Here is a 16161-nt window from a genome sequence, read left to right as displayed (position 1 = left end):
GGTAACTGACGGTGGTGTCCGTGCTCGGGAATCGCCGTGCTTGTACACGCGGTGCCCGAAGTCCATCACCTTCTTCTTGTTAGCCAGCGCATGTTCCATCCAGGCCTTGGCCTGGGCTGCTGCCTCCTCTAGCGATTCCTCCGGACGGACGCCGATCTCGTCAAAGGTGTGCATGACGGCTTCGTTGGCGCCCGCGTGAAGGGGACCCTTGAGCGCGCAAGATGACGCGATCTGTCCAGGCGCCAACTTCCCCGGCAGCGTCCTGGCAAAGGTCCGCATCGCATCCCCCAGGATCCACCCAGACCAGGTGGTCCTCTACGCATCACCCGAGCCGCCTGACCTCATCCCCACGATGGCGCTGGGCCAGGATGGACTGAGTTTGTTCGCCAAGGTCGGCGAGAATCTCCTCGACGCTGCGGTCCATGTAGACGGTTGCGGTGGTGCTGAGGTGGAGGATGGCAGTGATCACCCGCGCCAGCGTGCCTGCATCCTGGGGGTTAATCCGCTGGTCACGCGCGAGCAGAGTCGCGAGACCTCCCTCCAGGCGGGCCGCTAGAGTGAGTCCTTCGCGCCGATAGGGTTCGGTGGGGTCACCGAAAATGAGTTCGTGCAGATAGGTGCGGCCGTTCTCGACGTGCTCGCGCAGGCAGCTCACGACGGGGCGTATCACTGCCAGCACCTCATCGATCGTGCCTGTAGCTGTGGATGCCGCGGCAAGGCCGTCATCGATCGCCGTCGCGAACTTCTGGTTCTGCACCATGATCAACAACTCCGCTTTCGTTGCCGCATACAGGTACAGGGTTCCGATCGCGACATCAGCATGGTCGGCGATCTGCTGGGTTGTCACACCACCCACGCCATGCAGGGCAAACAATTCCCGCGCGGCATCCCTGATCCGCTCCCGCTTGTCCTGTTTCGACCGCTCCCGGCGCCCTATCGGCGCTCCTGGACCTCTCATGATGGCTCTCCCTTGACAGGATAATTGAGTATGCTCATAATTGAGTCTACTCGGGTATGCCGAGAAAGACCCAACAGCGGAGATGAATATGTCAGAGCAACTCAGGACTCGGGGCCGGAATTCACCGACGCTGAGAATCCAGGCGTCGGGCGCAGAGTTCGCGTATCGCGAGTTTGGCCCCCACGCCGGTGTCCCGTTGGTTGTTCTGACCCATCTCGGGGCGAATCTGGACAGCTGGGATCCTCGGATCGTGGATGGCCTGGCTGAGGACCGTCGCGTGATCGCTGTGGGTTACCGCGGTGTCGGCGACTCGACGGGTCGCATCCGTGAGTCGATCGAGGATATGGCCGAGGATATGGTGGCGGTGATCCATGCTCTTGGGTACGACCGGGTCGACGTGTTCGGCCTGTCGATGGGTGGCATGGTCGCTCAGGCGATTGCCTCCCGGGTGCCGGAACTGATTGATCGGCTTATCCTCGCCGGGTCCGGCCCCGCCGGAGGACCTGGGCTTACCGAGATGACCCGTTTCACCATCTCGACTTCCTTGCGGGCGGTCCTGACGTTCAGGGATCCGAAGGCACTGCTGTTTTTCACCCGCACCTCCGCGGGGAAGAAGGCCGCGGGCGAGTATCTGGCGCGGCTGAAGGAGCGCACCGCCGCACGCGATAAGCCGGTCACACCGAGGGTCTATCGGGCGCAGTTGGCCGCGGTGCACCGGTGGGGGCTGCAGCAGCCCGCTGATCTTTCGCAGTTCACAGGCCCGGTGCTCATCGTTCACGGAGACAGCGACCATATGGTGCCGCCTGCAAACGCGACCGAACTCACCCGGCAGCTACCGAACGCTTCGGTCCTGGTGTTCCCGGATTCCGGGCATGGCGTCGCCTTCCAAAACCAGCGCGCGTTCGTCGACGCTGCTCGGGATTTCCTCCGCCGCTAACGGCAATCCAACCAACTTCACCACACGCCTAGAAGGAGCAAGAAACATGAGAGCGTTCGTCATCAATGAATACAAGGGTCCGCTGCAGGAATCGGAGGTCGCCGAGCCGACAGTGGGGGAGCGGGATGTGCTCGTGCGGGTGCAGGCCGCAGGGCTGAACGTGCTCGACGAAAAAATCCGCGCCGGCGAGTTCAAACAGATCCTGCCTTACAAGCTTCCTTTGATCCCCGGCAACGATGTGGCCGGGACCGTCATCCGTGTCGGATCGAAGGTGCGCGCGTTCAAGCCGGGGGATGAGGTTTACGCCCGCCCCCACCAGGGCAGGATCGGCACGTTCGCCGAGCGGATCGCCGTCGACGAGGCAGATCTGGCGCTCAAGCCGGCATCGATCAGCATGGAGGAGGCCGGCTCCCTGCCCTTGGTCGCCTTGACCGCGTGGCAGGCGCTCGTTGAGCGCGGCAATGTCCAGCCGGGGCAGAAGGTCCTCATCCACGCCGGTGCAGGGGGAGTCGGATCAATCGCGATCCAGCTCGCCAAGCACCTCGGCGCGACCGTCGCGACCACCGCAAGTGCCGGGAACCTGGAGTTCGTGCGGGAACTCGGCGCCGACATCGCCATCGACTACCGCAGCCAGGACTTCGAACAGCTCCTGGGCGGCTACGACCTGGTGCTGGACAGCCTTGGCGGAGAGAACCTCAAGAAGTCCCTGCGCATCCTCAAGCCCGGCGGCAAGGCCATCGGGATCGTCGGGCCTCCTGACCCGGCATTTGCCCGCGAGGCGGGCATGAATCCAGTAGTGCGCCTGATCGTCACTGCCCTGAGCGCAGGCATCCGCCGCCAGGCCAGGAAGCTGGGCGTCAGCTACGAGTTCCTGTTCATGCGCGCGAGCGGTGACCAGCTGCGCCAGATCACCGCCCTCATCGACGACGGCGCCCTCCGCCCTGTCGTCGGACGGGTTTTCCCCTTTGACCAGACTGTTCAGGCTCTTCAGGGCGTGGAAAAGGGCGGCATCCGCGGCAAGGCCGTCATCAGCAACCCCTGAACACAACACACAGTGGAACCACGCCCCATCTTCACCAAACGATCAACGACTCACCTCAGCAACTCACTTCACAGGAGAACCATCATGAATAAGCACGACACCTTGAATGAACCCGTCATCACCTCCTATGCCAAAGCCCCGGCCCGGACCATCAGCGCCGGCGGCGTCAGCTACGCCTACCGCGAGCTGGGACCCACGGGCGGGATCCCCGTCATCTTCTTCGTCCACCTCGCCGCGAACCTGGACAACTGGGAGCCCCGCATCATCGACCCCATCGCAAAAAACCATCACGTCATCACCTTCGACAACCAAGGTGTCGGGGCTTCCACCGGCCAGGTGCCCGACAGCATCGAGGCGATGGCCGATGACGCCTACACGTTCATCAAAGCCCTCGGACACGAGAAGATCGACATCTTCTCCTTCTCCCTCGGCGGCATGGTTGCCCAGGCCCTGATTGCCAAGCACCCGGAGCTCGTCCGCAAGCTCGTCCTGACCGGTACCGGCCCCGCCGGTGGCAAGGACATCGACAAGGTCGCCGGAACCACCTACTACGACATCCTTCGCGCCGCCCTGACCCGGTCCGACGCCAAGGAATTCCTCTTCTTCAACCGCGACGCGGCGGGCAAGCCCGCCGCGAAAGCATTCGTAAAACGGCTCGAGGAGCGCACCGCCGACCGCGACGCCCCGGTCAGCGTGAAGGCCTTCCTAACCCAGCTGAAGGCGATCAAGAAATGGGGCCGCTCGGCGCCCGCCGACCTGTCCAAGATCACCCAGCCCACCCTGATCGCCAACGGCGACAACGACCGCATGGTGCCCTCCATCCTCTCCGAGGATATGCACCGCCGCATCGCGGGATCCGAACTGATCATCTACCCCGACTCCGGGCACGGCGGCATCTTCCAGTACCACGAGAAGTTCGCCCCCGTCGCCGTCGACTTCCTCGCCCCCTGACCGACACCGAAACCTACCTATTGCGATATCGATCGCTCGTCTGGAGCAGAACATGACCAAGCAGAGCACCATCCACTACGAACGCACCTCACCACAGGTCGCGAAGATCACTTTCGCGAACCCGCCCGTGAACCTCATCGTCGGCGAGACCGTCCTCCGTCTCACCGGGATCGTCGACGAGTTGGCGGCCGATCCCGATGTCCAGGTCGTCGTGTTCGACAGCAGTGTGCCCGACTTCTTCTACAACCACTTCGATCTCGCCGCGGCGGCAGACTTTCCCGCCCCCGAAGGCGAGGGAGCAGTACCGGTGTGGACCGACCTGGTCCTTAAGCTTTCCAAGGCCCCCTACATCACCGTCGCAACCATCAGAGGCCGCACCCGTGGCGGGGGCAATGAACTCGCACTCGCGTTCGACCTGCGCTACGCCAGCCGCGAGAAGGCGATCTTCGGTCAGCCCGAGGTCGGCAGTGGTCTGCTGCCCGGCGGTGGCGGCACAGAGCGGCTTCCGCGAACCATCGGTCGTGACCGGGCACTGGAGGTCATCCTCACCAGCGCCGACTACGACGCATCCACCGCCGAGCAATGGGGCTGGATCACCCGCGCCTTGCCCGACGCCGAACTGGATTCCTACGTCGACGCCATCGTCGCTCGGCTCGCGTCCTTCGACCGCACCTCCCTGGCATCGGCCAAGGCCATGATCAACAGGGCTTCACTACCACCGGACGCGGACCTCGTCGCCGCCTACGGCGAGTTCGCGCACTCCCTCACCCTGCCTGGATTCCTCACTCGCGCCGCAGGAACCCAGGCGCTTGCAGAGCAGACCGGCATCGACCTCGAATACCGACTCGGCGAATACATCGGCATCGCCAACCAGCAACCCTGACACCAGCCAGCCACACGAGTGAGGGCCGCAGCTCTTGCTGCGGCCCTCATGCATTCCACGCCAGCTAGCAGATGATGATGCGTCCGCGCCGTCTACTGCTTGACACCAAGGCGGCGAGTGCGATCGCCGTGGCTTTGCCGATGCCTGCCGATGCCTGCGGAAGCACCGGTTACGAGCGCGAGCTGCCGGGTGGCTGTCATGGCTAGCTCCCGAACTTCGTGCCCTGTAACTGTGGGTATAAGGCCTCGATGGGGGCGCTGAGTCCGGCCTTGAGCTGCACGGATGTCTCGTCCGCGAGAACCTCGTACTCGCCGGCTTCAACGGCGTCCAACACGGTGCATACGAGGTCGGCCGGGTCCGTTTTGGGATCGGTAGAGTGCGCGGCCATGGCCGTGTCAACCCACCCGACGTGCACGCCCACCACGTGGACTCCTTCGGGGGCGAGTTCCAGGCGCAGTGAGTTGGTGGCCGACCAGAGGGCGGCCTTGGTGGCGCTGTAGATGCCTGCGACGGCGTACCAGCTCAGTGCGGAGTGGATGTCGATGATCACCGACTCATCTCTGGCCGAGAGGATTGGTGCGAACGCGCGGGCGAGGAACAGCGGGCCGAGGAAGTTCGTCTCGACATTGGTGCGGATTTCCTCATCGGTGTGGGTGAGGATGCCCGGGCTCGGCACGTTAGCTCCGGCATTGTTGATCAGCATCGTGACATCGCCGGCTGCCTCGACGGCTGCCTGGATGGAAGCGGGGTCGGTGACGTCGAGGGTGAGCGGAACGATGCGTTCGTCCTCCCAGACGCGGGGGGTGCGGGCCGTGGCGTAGACCTTGCTGGCGCCGCGGGCGAGTGCGTCGTGGACGAAGTGGGTCCCGATCCCGCCGTTTGCTCCGGTAACGAGGACGACTGCTCCATTAAGTGAGGGCATTTCACGAACTTTCTTGTCATGGGATATACATCCGTACAGGTCAGCGCGGCTGCTGTAGATGGATAAGAATTGCCGTCTGCTCTGGCTCCCAGGGGAGTCAGAGCAGACGGTTTAAGGGCACCTGATCAGGCGTGCGCAAGGGCTGGGTAATCGGTATACCCGACTGCGCCGCCGCCGTAGAGGGTTGTGGGGTCCATTTCGTTGAGCGGGGCGTTCGCACGCAGCCGCTCGACGACGTCGGGGTTGGCCAGCGCGAAACGGCCCAGCGGGGCAATGTCAGCAAGGCCGGCATCGATGTCACCGGCGATCTGCTCTCGGGTTCGCCCGTAGCGGAGCACAAGCAGCGCCGACGGCCAGATGTCCCTGAGTGAGCGGAGCAGTTCGTCGTCGCCAACGTGGTGAAGATGCAGGTAGGCCAGGTTCAGGGTGGCGAGCTCTCCTACAAGGTGCCGGTACTGAGCACGGACACTCTGGGTGTCGCCTTCGTCAATTCCGCCCAGCGGCATGGCAGGGGAGAGGCGGATACCAACTCTGTCCGCTCCGATTTCGTCGGCCAAAGCCTGCGCGAGCTCGATCACGAACCGGGACCGATTCTCCACGGACCCGCCGTAGGAGTCGGTGCGGTGGTTGGCATTAGGGGAGATGAACTGGTGCAACAGGTAGCCATTTGCGCCATGGATTTCGACTCCATCGGCGCCGGCTGCGATGGCCGACGCTGCGGCGTGACGGAAATCGGCGATGGTGGCCTGGATATCCTCAGCGCTCAGCTCGCGTGGCGTCGGCGTTATTTGCGGACCGGTCGGCGTGAATATTTCCTGGTCCGCGGAGATCGCCGAGGGGGCCACAGGCTGACGGTGATGTGGAGTATTGTCCGGGTGAGACATCCGGCCCACATGCATCAGCTGGATGAACACCGCTCCACCACCTGCGTGCACTGCATTGGTGATCTTTCGCCAGCCCTCGATGTGCTCAGGGGTGTAGATCCCGGGCGTATTCATGTAGCCCTGCCCATCCTCCGACGGCTGCGTGCCCTCGGTAATGATCAATCCCAGGGAAGCGCGCTGCCCGTAGTACTCAGCGGCCAGGTCACCCAGGGTGCCATCCAGGTCGGCACGACTTCGCGTCATTGGTGCCAGCGCAAGTCGGTGCGGCAGGTCTAGGCGTCCGAGAGTGAACGGTTGCCAGAGAGAGGACAAGGTCATGAGAGTGGTCCTTTGCATTTGATAGGGCATTAGCGGCCACCCCGATGGGCCCCCTTTCGGCCGCTGTGGGACAATAGAATCTACTGAGCCCACACGGTAGTGACTATGCTCATAACTGAGCATGGTCAGAGTCTATTCCCCGGAGGACACGTAATGTCGGTCGCCCCTCAATCAGTCGGACGGCGTGAGCGGAACAAGCAGGCCAAGCTTGACCGCATCACGGCTGCTGCTGCAGAGCTCTTTGCTGAACATGGTGTCGATGAAGTGACGACTCAGCAGATCGCCGATAAGGCTGACATTGGCGCGGGGACTTTGTTCTTGTACGCCAAGTCCAAGGGGGAGTTGCTCCTGCTCGTTCAGAACTCCGGCTACGCCGACGCGCTGGTTGCGGGCAGAACGGCGGCCGAGGCGATCCCGGATGTGTTTGATGCGGTGATGGCGATCGTTCGCCCGGTGGTGGAGTGCAACCGCAAGCAGATCGACAACGGCCGGACCTACCTTCGAGAAATCGTGTTTGGGGACCCCGAAGAACCTCACCACCGTGACGCCCTGGCCCTGACCGTTCAGACCGAGCAGATGATTGCCGAGGTACTGACGCGTGACCCCCGCGTTGAGCCTCGGAACGCTGCCAGGCTGGCGCATGTCGTGTCCGCGATCATGTTTCTCAGCATGGCGGCAACCATTAACATCTCCAGGTCCGTTGACGAGATCCTCTCTGAGATCTCCGAGCAGGTCTACGTTCTCTTGCGCAGAGGTGGAACACACCCACCGGCTGATTGACTGTTGCGGTTGTTCACATAGCGGCAGGGGCTGTGGTCCTCAATGCCGAGGACGGGTCGCCACGGAAAGTGCCCCGGTAGGCGAGCGGCGAGACGCCGATGGCGGCGTTCAAGTGTTCCCGTAGCGATGTGCCTCCGGCGAATCCGACTTGACCGGCGATCTCGTCCGCCGAGGTAGGCACGCCAGCCGAACCGGTTGCTGCCCGGGCTCCCGATGCGTAGCCGCCGCGGGTCGATATCGGTGCGGGTGGTGGTCCGGTCGTCCAGCATCGGGTAGGACAGCAGTTGCAGGACCAGACGGATCTTGCCGCGTTCCTTCGCCAGTAGCGCCAGTGCGGCGGCCAGACCGCCGCCGGCGCTGGCGCCGCCGACGGTGATGCGTGCGGGATCGGTGTCGGGCGAGCCATTGCAGCGCGGTGTAGCAGTCTCCCAGCGGCGTCGGGAACGGGTGTTCGGGTGCGAGCCGGTTCCACCGAGACGACGACGTGTTGAGCTGATCGGCGATCCGGCGGCAGAAGCGGCTGGCCTGCGACGCGTCGCCGAGCAGCATTCCGCCGCCGTGGATCCACAGCAGCGCCGGAGTCCGGGGCCGGGTCGAAGCCGGCCGGAAGACGTGTACTGACACGTCAGCGTCCACGGAAACGACCCGCGATGGGGGTGGAATCCTATCCGCAGTTAGCGATGAAGGCGGCGGCTCTCATGGAGTCGGTTGCGCGGTTTCACCCGCTGATCGACGGCAGCAAACGTACCGCGTGGACGCTGATGGTTCTGATGCTCTGGATCAAGGGCTACCGGCATGACGTCAGCACTCATGCGGCGTTCAATCTCGTCGTTGGGGGTGGCGGCCAGCGACGTCTCGCTGGAGCTTAGCGCGGGGACGATTGCGGCCCACTTGGTCAGACGATAGCCGTGCGTTTGCCTGCAGTTCGGAGGTACTTCGAGGCGAAAAAAGAAAGTGTGGACAATGTCCACACTTTTGGCTTCGGACTTGGTCGTACATCGGTTTGACTGGCTCGGATTGCGTATGTTTTCGGGAGTTCCCAGTATTTGCAAGGGTTGGAATGCGGTTCGAGTCCCACCTCGGGCAGGTGTTTTCCCTGCTCAGGGGCTTGTTGGCTCTGAGTGTGCACATATTGTGTTGTGAAGGGGCCCCTTCGGGGGCCTTTTTCATTGGTGGCCGGTGCTGTGGCCGGCGGCCTCCTCCCTTGCTTGGAGCGACGGTTTGTCGTTCGTTGCCAGTTCATGGACGCTCATGGATCGGCCAACATGACCTGGGAAAAATTCGGTGCGAGTTTCTTTATTGCATCGTTGGGTGTTCACCTGGTACTTCCTGCTCGGCTTTTGGTGGCTGTTCTGCTTATTCATGGTGGGTCCGGGGAGGGCGACATGACTCGTGCCCAATCTCCAGGGGATCGGTGCCGCCGGGCTCCCACGATCGGTCTGACACGGGTTACCGTGCCGGACGGGGAGCTAACGTCGTCCTGCATGTAGCCCATGATGCGCAGCGCCTTTCTTCCCTGGCTCGACGGTTTTTCCGTCGACACCTGTTCATGGTTACCTGCGGCGACTACTACATGGCGCTGTGGATTTTTTACCGCGTTGTTGCCGAAGTGAGGTACCTGCTGCCTGGCTGCTCGTTCGTATCTGTTCATTGCCAGCCTGTTGGATGGCTGCGCTGGCCGTCCGGCCGGCTCGAGTTCGAAGGGGACCCGGCGCGTGGCTCCTACGCCGCCGGGTTCCCCTGTCGCCCGCTCAAGCCGCGGTCATGCCCAGATGTATTCCTCGGCGGAAGGTGCGGACCTACGTGGCAGCTTCAATCGACGAGACTGAATCATCAGGCGAGCACGCCAGGAAGGGCTGCTCAGCCGGCCGCGCTACGCCTCCGGCCGCAACGAGGTAGTAACGGGATACTCCGTGGCCGAGTGTCCACGCAAGGGACAGTGCGCCGTGTGGTTTGGCGGCAACTCCCTGCTCAGCATCTCATTCAGTCGGAGGCAGAACTCGAGCGCCGGTCAAGCCGTCGTCGCGCAACATCGTCGGATACGGTCGATCTGACGTACGTGCGACAGCCGCACCGTGTCTGCATTATCAGAATCAGAAATACCGCACACGGTGGCTGGAACGCACCCATGCGATCTGCCAATCAGTCAGGTGGTGGGTCCGTTCGTCCTTACCAGGTCGCATGAGGTTTCCAGGTGTCTTGCCGCCTTTGGTGCGATGAAGCAGATCGCACGCGTGTCCCAGCTCGTGCGCCAGCGTCATCTTGACGCCAGGTGTGAACGCTTTAACCGCTGCTGTTAGCACGCTCACGGCACTTGCGCCCGCACCCGATCCGGTCGCGGTGACCACGGGAACGGGCACCGGGGTCGGCATCGCCGGCGGTCGCAACGCGCCACTGTCGATATATCCGTAATCCACCAATCCGAGGAAGCAGCCGTTTTTGTCCTCGGGCCCTTCGTGTACATCGTCGACGACGAATACGGTTGCGGTACCGCGACCGGAGTATGGAGCGCTATGCCTTGCATACCAGCGACCCTTGCCCTTGTACCGCTCGGCCCACCCCGGAGGACCGCACTGCGGGCGACGCACGTAATCTGGAACCGATCCGGCGAAGTGAGAAACAATGGTCTCTTCGTCGACTGGCGGGATGATGCGCACCTTCATTCTGTTCCGATAGAACACTCGCTTCGCTTCGTCGACGACTTCCTCCACGGCGGCGGTGGTGGCGAGCGGGCTCCCGGACGCGTCTGGAAGGATCACAACCTTCAAGCGAAGCTTTTTGGTAATCCGTATACCGGCAAGGCTGGCAATCAGTTCCGGAATCCCGATCAGGCGATGTATGAACCAACTGACTGCAGAGAATACTTCACTGACTCCTCGAACGATGCCGCGCACACCTTTTGCGACGGCCCTACCAACCTTCTTGACCCAGCCCCACATCGCTCCTCCGTTCTCCGCCAGAGGCACGCAAGCAACTGGACCGCGTACCAGTAGCGCCCTTGTCGTCTGTCACAGTTCGAGATGAACGGCGTGGTCCGACACGCCGCCTTGATGTTGCGTCGGGTACCTCCAATTTGAACGCATTCCGTGGGCCGAGGCTCAGATCAGGTATCCACGGCGGTTGAGAAACACATCCCGGCTGATGGGGTACACCGTGAACGACGGAACCGCCGTAGGGCCGAACTCGAGGAAGTAATCCAGGTCGGTTTTCGTAACAGTGGTCCGAGTGCCGGTGTAGGCGACCTCACCCTCGGACTGTTCCCAGACCGCTTTGCCGCGGCAATTGGTGAACCGGCCAGCTATGACATATAAATCCAGGACGTTTGAGTTGTGCAGCTCGCGGAGGAACTCGGCATCTGCGCTCAGTCGTACTGATCCATTCTTCGACGGGCTGCCGCACCTCCTCCTCAACCCAAGTCGCCACGTTCTCACAAGCCTCGCGCGCCTCGGTAACAACCTGCTCTACGGGCATGAGCACAACATTCTCAGTAATCCACGTAGATACCTCACGACAGGCCATGAACCCCGCCTTTTCCGCCAAGGCAATTTGTGATGTTTTTGCCGCAGGCCGCTGACGTAATCTAAAAACGTCGGCCTCTAAATTCTGGGAACTACATTGTCCGCAACAGGAACAATTTGCCCTGTAGGTAATACTGTGGGCCTCAAGTTAATGACCACGGCCGAGGGGAGAAAATTTCCGGAGCTGGCGACAACCTCGATAGGTGCCCGCATGGCAAAGTCTGTAACACCAGACGGCAACCACATGGCCGTTTCGCTTCTATAGTCCTGGAATATCGAGAAGAGACGAACACCCATACCGGTTTGTCCGGGAGCTAGAGCTCTAAATGTAATCGATTTGCTCGCCACTTCATCGTATGTGTTGCACCAAGGAAGGTACCATCTAACCAGCCCCCTCCCGCCCGGGCCGAGACGCAGGGAATCTTGTGTCTCTTGGTTCAGCACGAGAAGTGTTCCCGTCGTGCCGTTCATCACCCACTGGATCGTAGTATTCCACCACAATGCAAAGGCGAATTCGGGTTCAGTCCTTTCGTCCACGTCTGCACGGTCGATCCCAGATACTTTGACTGCGGCAGACACCGCTGCGCTAGCCCTGCTCGACTCACGGTCGTCCGCTAAACCCTCATTGATAGTCATTGTCCACTCCTAAGACCGCTTCGCTTCGACGTGTAAGTCGTAGCAGCGCAGTTCGTTCGCATGCTTTCGCTAGCTCTGTAATGGCGCCGTGCTATTGCGGCAGTGGCGGCACTACATAGTGAACAAGGCCCGGCGTTACCTGAGCGTTACAGGGGGTGAATCAGATTGGTCGAGACGCGCGGTGCTCATACATTGCTTGTGCAGACACTAGTCATAGCATCGTTGCCGACCGTTGCCCACGCCATCAATGCGAATACCGTGCCTTGGACCAGCCACATCTCTCAGGGACTGAGTCGGCCGCACGGAAATAGGTGAGGAACGTCCGACTGTGGGCGAACCGAGAATCTCGGAAGGAGAGACGCCGGCCGAACCAATGCGCCCCCGCGCGGAGCTGGTCATCGAGAGATTCTGGCGCCCTTTGGCGGACCCGCGCTTACGCCATGCCGAGCGGCTGTCCTCAGAATAGTCAGGGTACTCGGCCTGCCAGAAGGAGACGCGACGGAAGGGCCCGGGTAAGAGCGCCCGAAAAAGTGACAGCGCCGCCGCTGACGGCACCAGCCCCACTTTCCGAAGGCGACCGCTCAGCGTTCAGCTTACGCATAAGGAAGCGCCGGCGAGTGTAGAGCACTTCGGACATTCCGTGCAGTCACGAATAGGGGCATTTCCTGAGGTCGGGTGGCGTATATCCCAAGCTGGCGCCTCCGTCCGGCAGGGAGTCGGGGTGTGAAATCTGCCTTCCGTGTTGTTTGTGCCGGCGGGAACTCCAGTTGGACCGGATCACCTGCGCCACTCCTGATCTACTTGCAGCAGGCTATACCGGTGGGTGCATCCTGGATCCGGCATACCGGGAAGATAGCCCGGCCTGGAGAGGGGGAGGGCAGCGGCAGGGCGGCCTCGGTTCTCTAGATGACCATGGTCGTGCCCGACAGCGGGCTGTCCATCGCCCCGCGGTTGGGATAGGCGAGATCGGCGGCGTCGATCAGTGTGGGCGGACAGGGAGACGGTCAGACGCGCGCGCTCCCAGCGGGTGCAGGCGACTTCGATACAGAATGCCGGTTGTGCAGGCGGGTTCGAAAAATGACACAGGTTGGGGTATGCCCCAACCGGACAGGCGTCCTTCGCGAAGCAGGCCGGGAGCACTCCTGGTCGGCCGCCACTTTGGGACTCGCAGGACAAACCCGACGTCTTCCAGGGCCGGGACTATGCCGCCTCATCCTCAACGTCCATAACCGTGAGCAGGAGGTCGAGGATGGGCTTGGTAGCTAGGCCCGGAACTGCCGTGGACCCAATGTGCTCGACCGACACCGCCTTCTCACCCACTGCGTCCCTAATCGTCTGGGCTAGAGCTTCGAAGCGTTGGGGCCACGCAGGGCCTCTGATCACGCGACGGATCCGCGGGGAGTATCGTGACGCATGTGTCTGAGCTCCTGCCGGCGGAACTCCGAGTGCCCTCCCTGGCGATGGCCAAGCCGGTGGCCCGTACCCCTGGGGTACTGCCCGGCCGCTGTGTTTTCACGAGCCCGAATGGGGCGGTCAAGACCGCCGCACGAAAAGAATTTCCGGCGTCACATCCTGCTCCGCACGACCAAAGCGTTCGCCGGCAAGCGCACCTCGATCCGTCCGTCTTGGCTGGGCAGCGCGGCACCGAAGTTCCCCAGGTCCGATCCACCATAGAACGTTGAGTCGCTGTTGAAGACCTCTTGCCACACTCCCGGGCTCAGGCGGTCCGGCGAGCTCTGGATGATGTAGCCAGCATCAAACGGCCGGTTATTCAGGGACGCGATCACCATCCCACGTGTGGCCCCGTCGTTCCGTGTGAAGACGATGACCCTGGAGTCATCGGAGGTGTGGATGATGTCGATGTTTCGTGATCGGAAGCCCGTGCCGGAACGGCGGAGCCTGATCAGGTCCTGGTAGTAGCGGAAGAGGTTCGCTCCAAACTGATCGCGTTCGGCCAAGATGTCTTCCCGGCCCTGCAGGATCTTGTTGTGTTGAAAGGTTCCTTCGCCCCGGCCTCCTCGCCCATCAAAAACATCGGCGTGCCAGCCGACAACATGCTGATTCCGGCGGCCAGCCTGGCCCGCGCCTCCGCAGTGTCCCGGGTCGGCCCGAACAGGACGGCGTCGTTGACGGCCACCCGGATCGTGCGCAAGGTCAGGTCGGAATTTCCGGCCTCATCGTGGGACTCGTGGTAAGCGATCCGTGAATCCCCTGTCCTGGCGAGGGACCCGGCGAGCTGGCTGAACGTCATGGAAGTGCCCGACCTGGAGGGGAACACCTCTGAACGGCGAGTGAGTATCCCGTCAGTGTTACGTATCCCCGGAGTCGCGGTCATCCTCGTCGCCGTCTTCGCGTGGCTGCTGTCCCCGGTGCTGTGCACAGCGCCGCCATGATCCGATAGAGCTGGATCAGTGCCTTCCGGGGAGGCTTACGTCGGTGACGATTAGTCGTTGACGATTAGGGATCTGCGCCGTGGTTGATTACCACAAGGACCTGTGGTCCACACGGCCGCAGTAACGCTCTTGTAACGCCCGATGGCTACAGTGACGACAGCGAGTGATAAAGGCTCGCGGTAGAGACGCTTTATAAAAGGAAACTACAAAAAGGGATTGTCATGCCTGAGAAAGACCTCACAAACGAGTTTTCGGCGCGAACCGTCCACGTTACCGTTCCGGCAGAGGTTGCATTTAACCTAGACCGCATCCAGACGGTGCAGAAAGAAATCCTCGGCCGCCTTGGATGTTCTGCCTGCTGCTCGGGCTTTGACATACGCTTTGATATTGCACGAAGGTTCGTCGTTGATACGGATCTTCAAGTTCAGCCGGCTGGCCTTCTGGAGTGAATGCTTTGGAAAGCCTGCCCGAGCTGGGCATTGGCTTCATTTACTGGCCAAGCCTGGAGGGGTTGCTCGACCTCGGGGAGTCGCCGATTGACGTTCTCGAAATCGAGCCTCAGCCTTTCTGGTTTCCGCCTCGGTCGAGCAGCGGGGCCTACGAACTGGATCCCCGGGCATTCGATCACTTTCGCCAACTGCTACAGCCGAAACTGATCCATGGAGTAGGATTCCCGGTTGGCGGCACGGTAGCGCCGCATCCTGGGCAGGTTGCAGCCTTCGTTGAGTCCGTCAACGTGCTCGGCGCTCCATGGGCCAGCGAACACCTGAGCTTCAGCCGGGTCCCCAACAACGGAGTCGACGTGGACATGGGATTCCTCCTCCCCCCGCTGCAGAGTCCGCAAGGTGTCTCAGTCGCCGTCGCGAACATCACAGCCCTGAAGGCACGCCTCCCCGTACCTTTTGCCTTCGAGACAGGTGTCAGCTATCTAAGGTCCTTGGACGGTGAGCTGTCTGACGGGGCCTACTTTGCGGCGGTGGCAGAAGCAGCTGACTGCGGCATCCTGCTTGACCTGCACAACGTCTGGGCCAACGAGCGCAATGGCCGCCAGAAGGTGCTCGATCTTATCGAGGAGCTGCCGCTCGAGCGGGTCATAGAGCTACATCTTGCCGGCGGCCAGGACTATAACGGGTACTGGGTGGATGCCCACTCAGACCTGGTCCCCGCGGCCCTGATGGATCTCGCTCGACGAGTCGTGCCGCAACTCCCAAACCTGAAGGCAATCATTTATGAGGTGATGCCGCAGTACGTAGTCGCCAACGGTATCTCGAAAAGTCAGCTCGTGGACCAGTTCTGGGAGCTTCGCGACCTGTGGGAACTGCGAGGACGCCACGCTGAAAAAAGCCTTGCGGTCCAGACTAAGGAAAATATAGAGGGCGACTCCATGCTTCCGTCGCCCCATGTTTGGGAAGAAGCAGTCAGAACCGCCATGACCGGCAGCCACGAACCGGCGACCGAACTGGCGGCAGATCTACAGGCAGATCCGGGCATCGGTGTCGTACACGCGCTTGTCAGGGCAGTGAGGGCAGGCAAGGTCGCTGACACCCTGACACTGACGACGCGCCTACTCCTTCTCACCCTCGGGGAGGAACGGCTACAAGACGTCCTTGAAGACTTCTGGGACGCCGTCCCGTCAGAAGAGATGGCATCCAACGAGGCGCTCAACTTCGTAGCTCATATCAACGGAAGCCCTGCGGGAAAGGAAATCATGTACCTCCACGAGTTGACCAGCTTCGAGCTGGCCGCTCATCGGGCAGTCATGACCGGCGAGCCCCAGTCCGTGGTCTTTTCGGTAGATCCCAACCTATTACTTTCGGCTCTGCGTCAAGGACACCTGCCGTCGAGACTTATACCCGGCAATTTCCAAGTGACTGTTTCTCCACCGTTCGATCCGTTGGCTCGTCATGCATCGGGAAGATTGACAAGCAACGATATGTAA

At 61.8% G+C, this 16161-nt stretch carries 16 protein-coding genes and 2 pseudogenes; 9 read left to right on the top strand and 9 right to left on the bottom strand.

The features are described from left to right. Positions 1–24: 24 nt before the first annotated feature. Positions 25–279: pseudogene (locus CXQ90_RS14390) on the bottom strand (citrate/2-methylcitrate synthase); the annotation flags it as partial. Positions 280–322: 43 nt separating this feature from the next. Continuing rightward, positions 323–958: a TetR/AcrR family transcriptional regulator gene (locus tag CXQ90_RS14385; protein WP_104140072.1), complete on the bottom strand. Its 636-nt coding sequence runs from the start codon at positions 956–958 to the stop codon at positions 323–325. Between the two features lie 88 nt (positions 959–1046). On the opposite strand from CXQ90_RS14385, the gene CXQ90_RS14380 reads away from it, so the two are divergent. From CXQ90_RS14380 to CXQ90_RS14365, 4 genes are all read left to right on the top strand, one after another. Continuing rightward, entirely contained in the window at positions 1047–1895 is an 849-nt protein-coding gene (locus CXQ90_RS14380; protein WP_219816690.1) for an alpha/beta fold hydrolase, read from the top strand. Positions 1896–1941: 46 nt separating this feature from the next. After that, positions 1942–2937, top strand: coding sequence for an NADP-dependent oxidoreductase (locus CXQ90_RS14375; protein WP_104140070.1), 996 nt, complete (start codon positions 1942–1944; stop codon positions 2935–2937). Between the two features lie 84 nt (positions 2938–3021). After that, positions 3022–3888, top strand: a complete 867-nt coding sequence (locus CXQ90_RS14370; RefSeq protein ID WP_104140069.1) for an alpha/beta fold hydrolase — start codon at positions 3022–3024, stop codon at positions 3886–3888. 52 nt (positions 3889–3940) lie between these two features. Beyond that, on the top strand, positions 3941–4771 hold the full coding sequence (locus CXQ90_RS14365; protein WP_104140068.1) for an enoyl-CoA hydratase/isomerase family protein: 831 nt from the start codon (positions 3941–3943) through the stop codon (positions 4769–4771). A gap of 202 nt (positions 4772–4973) precedes the next feature. Here CXQ90_RS14365 and CXQ90_RS14360 read toward each other — a convergent pair whose 3' ends face one another. Then, a complete protein-coding gene (locus tag CXQ90_RS14360) occupies positions 4974–5693 on the bottom strand; it encodes an SDR family oxidoreductase (protein ID WP_104140066.1) in 720 nt (239 codons plus the stop codon). Positions 5694–5818: 125 nt separating this feature from the next. Next, positions 5819–6895, bottom strand: a complete 1077-nt coding sequence (locus CXQ90_RS14355; protein ID WP_104140064.1) for an alkene reductase — start codon at positions 6893–6895, stop codon at positions 5819–5821. A gap of 153 nt (positions 6896–7048) precedes the next feature. Here CXQ90_RS14355 and CXQ90_RS14350 point away from each other — a divergent pair, with 153 nt between their 5' ends. After that, a complete protein-coding gene (locus CXQ90_RS14350) occupies positions 7049–7675 on the top strand; it encodes a TetR/AcrR family transcriptional regulator (RefSeq protein WP_104140063.1) in 627 nt (208 codons plus the stop codon). Here CXQ90_RS14350 and CXQ90_RS23220 read toward each other — a convergent pair. Then, a pseudogene (locus CXQ90_RS23220) lies at positions 7630–8299 on the bottom strand (alpha/beta hydrolase fold domain-containing protein). The gene CXQ90_RS14350 and the pseudogene CXQ90_RS23220 sit on opposite strands and share 46 nt — an antisense overlap. A gap of 26 nt (positions 8300–8325) precedes the next feature. Between CXQ90_RS23220 and CXQ90_RS14340 the strand changes: the two are divergent. Then, positions 8326–8544, top strand: a complete 219-nt coding sequence (locus CXQ90_RS14340; RefSeq protein ID WP_258064540.1) for a Fic family protein — start codon at positions 8326–8328, stop codon at positions 8542–8544. A 1224-nt stretch (positions 8545–9768) separates the two neighbouring features. Here CXQ90_RS14340 and CXQ90_RS14335 read toward each other — a convergent pair. From CXQ90_RS14335 to CXQ90_RS14320, 4 genes are all read right to left on the bottom strand, one after another. Further along, a complete protein-coding gene (locus CXQ90_RS14335) occupies positions 9769–10641 on the bottom strand; it encodes a hypothetical protein (protein WP_181038574.1) in 873 nt (290 codons plus the stop codon). Positions 10642–11271: 630 nt separating this feature from the next. Continuing rightward, the gene (locus CXQ90_RS22145) at positions 11272–11829 is read right to left on the bottom strand and encodes a hypothetical protein (protein ID WP_146068906.1); all 558 of its coding nucleotides are present in this window, start codon (positions 11827–11829) and stop codon (positions 11272–11274) included. Between the two features lie 1200 nt (positions 11830–13029). Then, positions 13030–13212: a GrpB family protein gene (locus CXQ90_RS22670; RefSeq protein ID WP_219816688.1), complete on the bottom strand. Its 183-nt coding sequence runs from the start codon at positions 13210–13212 to the stop codon at positions 13030–13032. 182 nt (positions 13213–13394) lie between these two features. Next, a complete protein-coding gene (locus CXQ90_RS14320) occupies positions 13395–13787 on the bottom strand; it encodes an alpha amylase C-terminal domain-containing protein (protein ID WP_181038573.1) in 393 nt (130 codons plus the stop codon). 30 nt (positions 13788–13817) lie between these two features. Here CXQ90_RS14320 and CXQ90_RS14315 point away from each other — a divergent pair, with 30 nt between their 5' ends. From CXQ90_RS14315 to CXQ90_RS14305, 3 genes are all read left to right on the top strand, one after another. After that, complete coding sequence (locus tag CXQ90_RS14315) at positions 13818–14024, top strand: hypothetical protein (RefSeq protein WP_104140057.1); 207 nt, start codon at positions 13818–13820, stop codon at positions 14022–14024. A 419-nt stretch (positions 14025–14443) separates the two neighbouring features. Next, positions 14444–14671 carry a hypothetical protein gene (locus CXQ90_RS14310; RefSeq protein ID WP_104140055.1) on the top strand — a complete coding sequence of 76 codons (228 nt, stop codon included), beginning with the start codon at positions 14444–14446 and terminating at the stop codon, positions 14669–14671. After that, positions 14668–16161, top strand: a complete 1494-nt coding sequence (locus CXQ90_RS14305) for a DUF692 family multinuclear iron-containing protein (protein ID WP_104140054.1) — start codon at positions 14668–14670, stop codon at positions 16159–16161. The genes CXQ90_RS14310 and CXQ90_RS14305 overlap by 4 nt, the downstream gene beginning before the upstream one ends.

Origin of the sequence: Arthrobacter sp. ZGTC131, assembly GCF_002929275.1 — a bacterium.
In the GTDB taxonomy this organism is placed as follows: domain Bacteria; phylum Actinomycetota; class Actinomycetes; order Actinomycetales; family Micrococcaceae; genus Arthrobacter.
Note: the sequence above shows the minus strand (reverse complement) of the source record. Positions and strands in the feature narration are given on the sequence as shown.